This window comes from Candidatus Zixiibacteriota bacterium, from assembly GCA_026397505.1.
In the GTDB taxonomy this organism is placed as follows: Bacteria; Zixibacteria; MSB-5A5; order GN15; family PGXB01; genus JAPLUR01.
Genome location: JAPLUR010000125.1, coordinates 61031 through 72131, shown reverse-complemented (window position 1 = coordinate 72131; position 11101 = coordinate 61031). Strand labels below are relative to the sequence as shown.

7 protein-coding genes are annotated in these 11101 nt (G+C 49.8%); 1 reads left to right on the top strand and 6 read right to left on the bottom strand.

What is annotated here, in order from left to right; translation table 11 throughout:
- A partial coding sequence (locus tag NT002_13350) for a C25 family cysteine peptidase (protein ID MCX6830245.1) occupies positions 1-2269 on the bottom strand: 2269 nt, incomplete at its 3' end.
- 529 nt (positions 2270-2798) lie between these two features.
- On the bottom strand, positions 2799-3182 hold the full coding sequence (locus tag NT002_13345) for a hypothetical protein (GenBank protein MCX6830244.1): 384 nt from the start codon (positions 3180-3182) through the stop codon (positions 2799-2801).
- Positions 3183-3300: 118 nt separating this feature from the next.
- Here NT002_13345 and NT002_13340 point away from each other — a divergent pair, with 118 nt between their 5' ends.
- A complete protein-coding gene (locus NT002_13340; protein MCX6830243.1) occupies positions 3301-6654 on the top strand; it encodes a T9SS type A sorting domain-containing protein in 3354 nt (1117 codons plus the stop codon).
- 150 nt (positions 6655-6804) lie between these two features.
- Here the strand turns inward: NT002_13340 and NT002_13335 are convergent, their stop codons facing one another.
- The 4 genes from NT002_13335 to NT002_13320 are packed head-to-tail and all read right to left on the bottom strand — an operon-like array spanning position 6805 to position 11051.
- Positions 6805-8229, bottom strand: a complete 1425-nt coding sequence (locus tag NT002_13335) for an aldehyde dehydrogenase family protein (GenBank protein ID MCX6830242.1) — start codon at positions 8227-8229, stop codon at positions 6805-6807.
- Positions 8226-9245 carry a homoserine dehydrogenase gene (locus tag NT002_13330; protein MCX6830241.1) on the bottom strand — a complete coding sequence of 340 codons (1020 nt, stop codon included), beginning with the start codon at positions 9243-9245 and terminating at the stop codon, positions 8226-8228. Before NT002_13330 ends, NT002_13335 begins: the two co-directional genes overlap by 4 nt.
- Positions 9246-9297: 52 nt before the next feature.
- Complete coding sequence (locus NT002_13325) at positions 9298-10530, bottom strand: hypothetical protein (GenBank protein MCX6830240.1); 1233 nt, start codon at positions 10528-10530, stop codon at positions 9298-9300.
- A gap of 38 nt (positions 10531-10568) precedes the next feature.
- Positions 10569-11051 carry a hypothetical protein gene (locus NT002_13320; protein ID MCX6830239.1) on the bottom strand — a complete coding sequence of 161 codons (483 nt, stop codon included), beginning with the start codon at positions 11049-11051 and terminating at the stop codon, positions 10569-10571.
- Positions 11052-11101: the final 50 nt, after the last annotated feature.

Genomic DNA, 11101 nt, shown 5'->3' with positions numbered 1-11101 from the left:
AGTTCTCGCTGTTATCCGTGATCGTTACATAGGGATCGGTCGACGATAACGTCGTTACCACTTCCAGGGCATCGTCCGGACCAACATTAATCAGACCAACCCCAAGCTTGACCGCCTCGCCGTTATTCAACAGCCCGTCACTATTCCCCAACTCATCATTTACCGCACTGCTCTGATACAGCAAATAGGCACCGGCCGGAGAAATGACCTGTACCGAGGCGGTATACGGAATCTTATTCTGCGCAGTTACGACTATTTCGGCCGTACAGGGAGCGGCAAAGGGCATCAGTCTAACCTGCACCGAACCTGTTTGATCCACGTAACCGGCGCCGTGCAGGACGCCGTTGTAGGTAATCCCGACATAAGAACCGGCCTCCGCCTGAACGGTAAAGCTGGTATCGGGAAGAAGAATAGTGCTGCTATGTGCAATGGCGTTACTGGTCGGTACGTGTAGATAAGTAGCCACCGACGGGTCACCCATAAGATGATATATCTGCCAGTAATAGGCTATCCGGGAACTGCCTGATTGGGTTACAGCCAGGTTCCCGCAGAAGTTGATAGCATCATTGACCACATAATGTGAAGTTACGGGTTCACCATGGTCATGGAAGAGCCCATCATAAGCCCCCAGACCGGTCTGCGCATAGGTTGGTCCCGCGCCAACCACCGGACCATACCCCACACCCCACCAGTAATCCTCATCCCAATACGAGTTATCGGAAGCGCCGATGTATCCAATGGCGCCTTTGTTAGCGCCTCTGAGCAGCGCTTCACCGAAACAGGGAGTGGAATAATCGGTGCCGAAAGTATTAGTCACACAGCAATTACCGATCATCAGGGGATATTTATGAGCGTTGGTCAAGCTCCCGGCATTAGCGGAAGTAAATGATGGGTCAGACCAGCCGTCATGACTTCCGTGCGCCGTGTAATTGGCAATCCCAATGCCGTTGTTGACCGTAGCAATCACTTGAGCGGCGACACCGGAGGCATCCGATGCCGGATAGAGCCAAGTATGTGTGGTAATTCCGTGGGCAGGGTTGAAGTAATAATTGGTGCCGTAATTGATCTGGCCATTGCCATAGGTAGCCGCATAGTTCGGATCGACACCCGAAACAAGAGTCACTTCACCAAGAAAACTTGGGTCGGGCATCAAATATTTCTCGTATTCCAGTGTCTTATCAATCTGCGGTTGCAGGTTACCGGTGTTTTCGGCCGAAAAACGGCCATAGTATATCTCCGGAATATTGTCTCCCGTGAACTCGCAGAAGCTGAGGTCGGAGACATGGCCGGAAAACTGGAATGGAGGAATCTGCTGCGCATCGCCGACTAACAACACAAATGTAGGCGCCGGATTCTGCGGCGTTCCGCTCTGATATTGATTCTGAATGTAGCTCTTGATTGCCGTATTGGTTGTCCCGATTACATCGGTATAAGCTGTCACAACGTTAAAACCCTTCTTTATCTTCCATGCGATAAAGGGCTGCAATTGAGCCTCGAACATCCGGTGGGAAATTATCAGATACTTGACCGGATATTTGGTCAAGTCGTTATTTGCCAGGAGCGGTGATTCGTAATTTATTATTGTCTCATAGACCGGTTCAAAGAATGGCGAATAGTAATTCTTCCAAAGCTGTCGGGTCAGGACCCAATCGGGATTGCGGTAGCTGACTCGAACCGTGAGGTTTTTATATACCCGCATCGTATTCTGGGTGGGATTATATTCTATTGGGGCTATCAAAACCATCCCCAATCTCAATCCCCGCATAATTCCTTCAATGGTCGATTGGGTCGGGGGAAGAGCATAAAAGCCGCTCGTTTGATAGACGGCACGGTTGAACTCAAACGGCAGGGTGGCCGGATCCTGCGATTTGGATACCGAGGGCTGCAGAGGAATCAATCGGTCGGTTATTCCATAATCAGCCAGGTTAATTACTTCCACATCAGAGGCTATAACTTCGGCCTCAAGCTCGCATCCGTATGGTATCGAAAGCAGTCGGTTAACCATCGGCAGGCGCGGTTCCCCGATCCTCTGGGAATTGGAGAATCCGTCAACTTTCGCCAGAACAAAGGGGCCTTCCGGCGTTGACACCGAAATAAAGTCAATCTTGCCGATATTTATCGAAAGAGTCAGCCCTGCCTCATTCTGCTCAAGGAGAGTCACCCCCGAAAGAGAATCGTTGAATTTGATTGATTGTTCAGCCGATGCCAGGCTGAATGATCCGAGACATACCAAAAAAACAAGGTACATCGTTAGCGACAGCCTTTTCAAGGTTTCCTCCAGTATTTTATTGCAAGAAATTCTGATTTTACGCGGAATGGAAAGACACGAACGTGAGGCATTTGAACTCTTTCCTCTGTCAACTCGCGGTAACCAAGCGGTGGGACATCAGTGATAAAGAAAAGCGGGCAGCCTTACCACAGTAGTACCCAATTTACACATTAAATATAGAAATCTTTCATATAATGTCAAGGAAATAAACGGTGTAAGATGTTGATTTTGCGAGAATTCGAACTAAAACCTTGGAATAGTGATTGGGATGGTCGTGAAAATAGGTAGTCACCGGGTGACCAAATCTGAAACGTCTTCTCTGCGGTCAATTTGATGTTTGAACGTTCACAAATAGAAGGCTGCAGGATATCCACGAAAATAAGAATCCAGATGAATTTATTCCTACCTATTGTGTCCGCTTTCAAGCGTTCCGCGTAAAAATGTCTCAGTGGGCATTTCCGCGCATTTGTAAGGCAAGATGCCACTGGTATTCTTTTCTCTGGCAGCCATTCCTGCTTCCGCCCAACCACTAAAGATCTGTATAGGAGATGATGGTCTTACATTCTCTTATCTTGCGGATATTTTGGCCACCCGCATTATGCAAATGGTTATATCGCAATAAGATCGAATCGTCACTTGACGTCCCACAGATGGCAAATGGAGAAATGCCCTTCCGATTATGCCCTTCGAACGCCATATGATTTGTATATCCCGGACGCCTTGTTCGCAACGGATCATTCAAAATAGGTCGAAAGCCGCCGGCGGCGGGCGGTCTCGACACTCTTTTTCCAGAATAGAGGAGTTCCGGGTATTGACAAGTTAATCCCGCCAGATTCGCCAACCACCAGTAATTATCAATCGAACGTTTCTTCCGATCCTTCCACAGAATTAAAGCGGGTTTTGCCATCGGCATCGCTTCCCGAAACCTTGATAAAAGGCCATATTATTCAGAATTATAAGAAATTGACAAAAAGCCTTTTTGTGCTATACTATTCTTGATTAATAAAAATCCTCATGAAAGGCGATGGATTATGAATCATATCTATCATGTCTTTTCAGCAGGTCCGAATCAACGCATCTCAATCTATTCAGCAATTAGCCTGCTTGCGGTTCTTTTTCTCGCATTAGCGAGTCCTCACGTTCTGGCTCAGGGCGTGGTCGATTTGGGCACTCTTCCGGCAAACTGGTACAGTCACAGTCAAGCCTGGGGCATAAACAACGATGGCGTTATTGCCGGGAATGCTCTAACCGTGGATATTATTGGAGAGGATACTGTTTATACGGATCACGCCGTCAAATGGGTGAATGGACAAATCAGCATTATACACGACACCGCACATGCCCGAGATATCAATTCTTTTGGCGTTGTCGTCGGTACAGCCGAGGATCGCGCCAACATCCGGGCGGCTGCCAAGTGGTTCGGAGGCGGGGTTGAGATAATCCCGTACCTTCCGGACGCCAAATGGACGTATGGTGCGTACGGAATCAACGACAGCGGCTGGGTGGTCGGCGACTATGACGATACCACCACTGGTCCTGCGTACATAGTGCCCTTTTTGTGGAAAGAAAATACCGTCACCAATCTTCCGCTTCTCAATTCCCAAGGAATGGGTTCCGCCCGGAAAATCAACAATAACGGCATCGCAGTCGGTTTTGCGAGCCCCTCTTGGGATGGCTATCATTTTTATGGATGTGCCTGGTTCAACGGCAAGGTATACACTCTTTTCCCGGCCAGCGGTTATTATCTGAGTTACGCCTTCGATATCAATGACAGCAACGTGATCGTCGGCATCTCTGTTCCCGCGGAAGGGTCCCCGGGTGTTCTTACCACTTGGAAGGCCACGATTGTCAACGGAACCGACCTTCAAATTGCGGCGCCGATAGCGGCGCCCCTGGATTATGAATTTGTTGCTTGGTACGACCACCCCGGCACGCCGGTAGCGATAAACAATATGAATACCGTAGTCGGTGTCGGGGTGGATACACTGGACAATACCCGTGATCTATTTATTTATCAAGATGGGGCATTCGGGGATCTGAGCAGTCTGGTTAATGTTGCGTATAGCCTTTTTAACAGCAATACCTATGGCATTGATATTAATGATTCCGGGCAGATCGTGGGGACGGGTGTATTCGGTTCCCAGCGTCACGGTTTTCTTCTTACGGCCAAGTACCTCAGCGTCAATACGCCATCAGAGAACGGACTAATGGTCGCCGGTGAGACTAATCTTATTTCTTGGATGCACCTGGGGGTTCACACAATCAACATTTACTATCAAATTGGCGAATCTCCGGACCTTCATTTGATCGTGGACAATTACCCCGCAGAGAATCACTATTTTGTCTGGGATGTGCCGGACACCCTGCTTTCGGCCAAGGTGAAGATACGGATAGAAGATGTGAGTTCTTCGACCTATGCCGAAAGCAAGACGTTTCGGATAAAGGGATATGTTCTGACCCGCCTGAACGCTGCCGGCGACTATGAGCGTTTTCGCCCTGATATCCATGGGTGGCAAATGCTCAATGACGACACACCCATGTGGCCTTTCGCCTGGTACAATCAATTTGATTATGCCCATGGGAAGGATCCCAATACAAAACAGCCATATCCCCAGAGTCATGACTACGATTTCTATCATTCGCATAGCAGAGATTTCATCGATTGGCCGCTTTTCACAGAGACCTTTGGCGTAAATCAGTGCTATATCCGGGACATTGGTGGGATCTTGCATACCCGGGGATCAGCGTCAGATTTCTGGTGGAGGCGTACTGATACGGCCTTTGCTGGAACCTGCTTCGGCTTCTCGCAGTCTGCGCTCCTCGCCTTTGACAGAAAAGAAGCCTTTCGCGCTGCCTTTGGATTGCCGGATTTCGGTAATCTCTTCGCTGTCCCCGTTTCTGATTCCAATCGGAAGGTCATAAATAGACTTTTTGAATCCCAGGACGGGAAAGCTTGCCTCGAACATAAAAAGGCCTACGCCTCAAAATCCCCCAACGACATCCTTGCAGAATTGAAGGCCGCGCTAATAAGCGAAACGAATGATCACTTTGCCATGGGGTTCTACAGTATCGGTCCGGATCCGGGAGGGCATTCAGTTGTTCCCTATAGAGTCATAAAAGACCCGGGGAACCCAGCGATCTATCGCGTCTATACATACGATAGCAACAACCCCGGCGACACTGGCGTGTTTATGGAGGTTGATACGACGTTTCACAGATGGACTTACCCTAACCTGGGTTGGTCGGAAGATGCCCCCGGGACATGGATACTGAGACAACCGGCGAGCCACTTTCTGGAGCAACCGCAGCTGTTTTCGACCGCGAAGGCAGGACCTCCATTGGCCGCAAAAGCCAACGGCAATACAGGTTACATGGAGGTCCTTTACTCTGACGCTCGGAATGTCTGGGCCTTTGGGAATGGAACCTTCAGTTATGATACTGCTAACGGGATTACTATCAGTGGTAATTCATCCATCTGCCCCATAATTCCGGAGACGGGAAGAACTCATCGGCCTATTGGTGTCTATATGCCGGACGACGGCTGCAACGTTCATTTGACGCAATTAGTGGACACTAATGTATATGTGTCTTTCAGAACAGATTCTATCATCTGGAATTGCTCCCAGCATGGTGCCGATTCGACTCAGTACGCCGTGGAATACGGCACGAACTATGAAGGTCAGCTTTTCCTAAAGTCATGGTGTAATGACCAGACAAAACCTATGGTTTTTGGCGTCGTTATTCCCCGAGACACCGTAGAGAAGACGCTGGATGCTGAACTACTTGCCGTGGAACCCGGGGCCAGCCCCGAATTGCGTCTTTTCCCCGATAACGATTTTGTTCTTTCGAGTTACTATTTCTCAACATACTTCAATTTGAAACTGACACAATTATCCACGAAGGGACTCACCACCTTTCAGCATGACAGCCTTTATCTCGATACGGCGACTCTATATATCATCCACCAACCGAATTGGGACAGTCTTGAAACAGCTCCTCTGACAATACTGCTCGACCGTCTGTACAACGGCAATGGTATTGATGACTCCGTAATTCTGAATAGTCAGCCGACTGATGTCGATGAAACCGGTAACCTTGGATTGCCGAAGACATTCCAGCTGGCTCAAAACTACCCGAACCCATTCAACCCGGCAACGACAATTGAGTACAGCCTGCCGCAACGATCGGATGTCGTGATTGAGATATTTGATATCCTTGGTCGGAAGGTCCGGCAGCTTGTCAACGAGACCAAAGCCGCCGGTGTATACCAGGTCACTTGGAATGGAACCGATCAGAGCGGCGTCCCAGTTTCGACCGGAATTTACCTGTATCGAATTCAAGCCGGCGAATTTGTTGAATCAAGAAAGATGCTTCTGATCAAATAAAGTTCTCGATGTAATGCATTTTCAGGGGCAGGTTAGCTTGACCTGCCCCTCTGATTTGCCTGAAAAGCTATCAATCTGCCGTGTGTGCTTAATCATAAAAAGGACAGACTGGTTGTCTGTCCCTTAATCATTTGAATCCAATTCAATCGATCAAATGCCCGGCAAATTGAAGCAGATTACCTTAGGCTCGGTCATCTCCTGCAAAGAAAACTTGAGTCCTTCACGTCCGAGGCCGGAGTTTTTGACCCCCCCGAACGGCATGGAATCAAGTCTGTAATCGGTTGAATCATTAATCATGACCCCACCGCAATCAAGCTCATATGCTGCCTTGAAAGCCACTTCGATATCGCGCGTGAAAATCGCCGTCAAGAGCCCGTAGGGAAGCGAATTGGCTTCTTTGATGGCTTTGTCGAGATCATCCTCAATCGGATAAAGATTCACCGTCGGGCCGAAAACTTCCTCGCAATGCACCTTGACATCCCTGGGAACATTTTCCAGCACCGTTGGCTCATAGAGCGCACCCGTGCGACCGCCGCCGGTTAAAACGGAGGCACCCTTTTTCACCGCTTCCTTCACCCAGTCCTCCACGCGCCGGGCCTCGGATTCGGTGATCATCGGCCCCATATTGGTCTCTTCTTTCATCTTATCGCCGATTTTGTATTTCTTGGTCAGCTCGACAAAGCGCGTCTTGAACTCATCATAGATTTTTTTATGTACCAATAATCGCTGCACTCCAATGCAATTTTGCCCGGCCGCCCAGAATGCACCCGAGACGCACGATTCCACCGCCATTTGCAGGTCGGCATCTTTCCAGACTATGACGGGCGAATCGGAACCGAGTTCCATGCCGATCTTCTTGATTCCGGCTTTGGTGGTAATATGCTTGCCGGCCTCAACGCCCCCCGTGAATGAAATCATACGCACGCGGTCATCGCTGACCAGGGGATCGCCGATTCTCGAACCCTGCCCCGTGATCAGTTGAATTGCCATCGGAGGCAAACCTGCCTCGAGCATCGCCTCAACCAGCATTATGGCTGAAAGCGGTGTCACCGTAGCAGGTTTCAGGATGACCGAATTCCCGGCCGCTATCGCCGGTCCAAGTTTATGGGCAACCAGATTGAGCGGATCGTTAAACGGCGTAATAGCCAGGATTACACCAATCGGAAAACGATAGTAGTACCCTTTGCGCTTTTCGCCGCCCGGAAAAGAATCCCATGGAATTGTTTCACCCATAATCCGCTTGGCTTCTTCGGCCGAACAGGTCATGGTATTGACACATCGCGAGGCTTCCTTGCGCGCTTCGGTTATGGTCTTTGATCCTTCGCGGGCTATAATTGTCGCAAATTCGCTCAGCCGATCTTTGATTATCTGAGCGGTCTTATAAAGAATCTGCGCCCGTTCATAAACGGTCATCCGTTTGGTGATCTCGAATCCGCGCACCGCCGCCGCGAGAGCCAGTTCCACATCCTTTTCATCGCCCGATGGTACGGTATCAATTGTTGAATTGTCATAAGGATCGGTAACTTCAATCTTTTGATTGCGATCCACCCATTCGCCGTTGAGCAGCATCTTCATCGGACACCTCCCGCAGCGATGATATCAATCAGAACCGAGTAACCTGTTTCGATTCTTCCCGCACCGGGGCCGACAATCGTGATATCACCCAGAGTGTCGGTGGTAATCGTCACGGCATTCGTCGCCCCCATGACTCCGGCAAGTGGATGCGAAAGGTCCACCTGCTCCGGACCGACACTCCCCTTGACCCGGTCGCCGTCCCGCCAGACACGGCCGATCAATTTAAATCGCTTGCCATGAGCCTTGGCGTCTTTAATGGCATCAGCCGTGATATCTGTGATTCCCTTACAGGTAAAATCTGACGGCTTGCTGTTGGATCCAAAGACCGCATTGGCCAGAATCGTTACTTTCGCCAGCGCGTCCCAGCCCAAAACATCGGCATCAGGGACCGCCTCGGCATAACCTAGATCCTGTGCTTTCTTGAGAGCCTCCGCGTACGCCATCCCCTCTTCCATCCGCGTCAGAATATAATTGGTCGTCCCATTAAGGATCCCTTTCATCTCCGAGATCTGGGAGCCGGCCAATGTTTCCCGCACCAGGTTCAGAACCGGCGTGCCGCTCATCACCGAACCCTCATAGAAAAACCTGACCCCATTTTCTTTGGCCAGTTTGGCTAATTCATTGTAATAAAGAGCCACCGGCCCTTTATTGCTGGTTGTAACATGCATGCCTTTTTTGAGAGCCGCCCGTATATGTGATGTCGCCGGTTCGCCGGTCTTTATATCGGTATATGTCATCTCCACCAGCATGTCGGCATCCGCCGCCTTTACCATGGCTAGAGCATCACCCTTAAAAGCATCTCTATGATCGGTCAGCTTTCCTCCCGATTTCACTTTCTCCAGCGCCGCCTTGAGATTGATACCATTTGGGTTGTAAATTGACCCCTTGATCATATCGGCGATCCCGACCACCCGGCATTCCAGATTATAACTGTCCTTCAGCACGGTTTCTTTTTTAATCAGGAGTTCGGCCAGCCCCTGTCCGACCGTGCCGAATCCCAGCAGTAATAACTTCATATTAATCGTCCTTCATTTAACAGTTTCAATAATTTACTGCGGCGTTTTCCCGCTATTTATGACTTATCCGGGCAAACCTGGCTTTATGCCCGCGTCTCATAATCTCCCTGGCATCCAGGTCGCACCGGATGCATTTGTGATAAATCACATCGCCGATCAATGCTGCCTTGGCATCCCGCTCCGCATCCGAGAGAAAATAAGCCTCCATCGTGTCGTACGGCCGCGAGGTTCCATCAGACTCGTACTTGATCGTCAAATCGCAACCGGCATCGAGCACCTTGAATGCGTTCTCGGTCCAGTTAAAATCGGCCATGCCGAGATCCGGGTTTATCCGGAGATGAGCGGTCAACTGAATATTGGGCAGGCCCGATGCCTTGAGGTCTTGGGCACACTGCAGCAGCGTCTCGGGGCTGGCTCCATTTCCGATGTTTATTTCGTAAATCGGTGTCGTACCGTCATCCCGAAGATACGCCTTCACGATGTTCATCAACATGCGAAATTGTACCGCATTCTGCGTCGATAAAAGCATCGATATCTTAAAACTGATCTCCGGTATCTTCCGGGCAAAGTAACAGGCCGCCGTTATCGTTGACCAGCTGGGATTGAGGAAAAAATTGGCGCCGGTCTCCAGGGCGGCTCTGATTGCCGTGTCGACATATATCAGGTGGTTATTATCCGCCACCTCGACCCCGCCGAGGTTGCCGAAAGGTGTTCCCATATTCTTGAGGATAATTTGGCTGATGCCGTTACCCAGGTCACGGCGATCGAACTTTTCACCGGTGAGTTTTTCGGCCCGTTTGAAACGATGTTCGGGCCAGGGCGTCCCCAGCAGGTTGGTGGAACAGAACTTGCTTGCGCCCATAATGTTTTCGCTCATGGCCAGAGTGGCCATCAGATCACCACTGTAAACATAGTGATCGGTCAGGGCCACCACCGATATCATCTCCGCCGGCAATAGAACATCCCCCTTTTCCGCTATGCGGCGCATGCAGTCCAGCGTGACATGCGAGCCCTGAAATCCGGATACCTGAGTGGTACAGACACCTCCCCTGGTCGTCTTGATGCTCTCCTTTTTGATAAAATCATCGACTTTCGGGAATCTTCCGGCATACGCTTCCGCCTGTTCCAGCATCTTCCCGTATCCTTTATCACCAAGCGCCTTTTTGCGCGCTGGATACTCGCGTGCCCGGGTGATCTGTTCCGAAATAGCCCCGTGACCGCCATAATCGGCAATCAGAGCGTCAATCGCCTTCATGTCCCGATCCGAAAGCAAATTAAAGTACATAACGTTTCTCCTGGATTTCTCCCCGTGGAGCCTTTTCTTTACCTGCAATCAAAGCAATTAATAATAAGACAGTTAATTTCTCTAAATATCGCCCTAATTAACACTTCCGGGTGCCAATTGTCAATGACATGATTGGCGATGAAGCTATCCAATGGCAATATTGAATCTGTTGCTCGGCACATCAGAAATGATGCCGGTGAACCCGCATTTTCAGCGCCGACGCGAGATGGCAACTCTTGTTTCTGCTTCCTTCTCCTTGTGCCATCGCTCAAAACTCCGGACCACCCGCAAGGATCAACCCCCCACATGGAAAAGCTGAAGAAAGATTCTCCTGGCGATTTGCATTTGAAAGGACAGACAAAAACTCCCACACCGTCACTCCCCGCCGCTATCGGTAAGCTGGCATCTGAGTTGAACTCAAGTATCCATCTTCTCAATCCAGAATCATGTTCAGGATGACAATTTTCATCTTGTCTGGCCTGCCTGCGCCCTTCTTTCCTTTTCCATGGCTTTCTCAACATTCCCTCAAATTGGGGGCTGTTAATTATTGATAATTACGACCTATTATGTT

Coding starts and splice junctions, on each gene's coding strand:
- NT002_13345 (MCX6830244.1), bottom strand. CDS start 3,182: ATGCCGATGGCAAAACCCGCTTTAATTCTGTGGAAGGATCGGAAGAAA.
- NT002_13325 (MCX6830240.1), bottom strand. CDS start 10,530: ATGTACTTTAATTTGCTTTCGGATCGGGACATGAAGGCGATTGACGCT.
- NT002_13340 (MCX6830243.1), top strand. CDS start 3,301: ATGAATCATATCTATCATGTCTTTTCAGCAGGTCCGAATCAACGCATC.
- NT002_13330 (MCX6830241.1), bottom strand. CDS start 9,245: ATGAAGTTATTACTGCTGGGATTCGGCACGGTCGGACAGGGGCTGGCC.
- NT002_13320 (MCX6830239.1), bottom strand. CDS start 11,051: ATGTTGAGAAAGCCATGGAAAAGGAAAGAAGGGCGCAGGCAGGCCAGA.
- NT002_13335 (MCX6830242.1), bottom strand. CDS start 8,229: ATGAAGATGCTGCTCAACGGCGAATGGGTGGATCGCAATCAAAAGATT.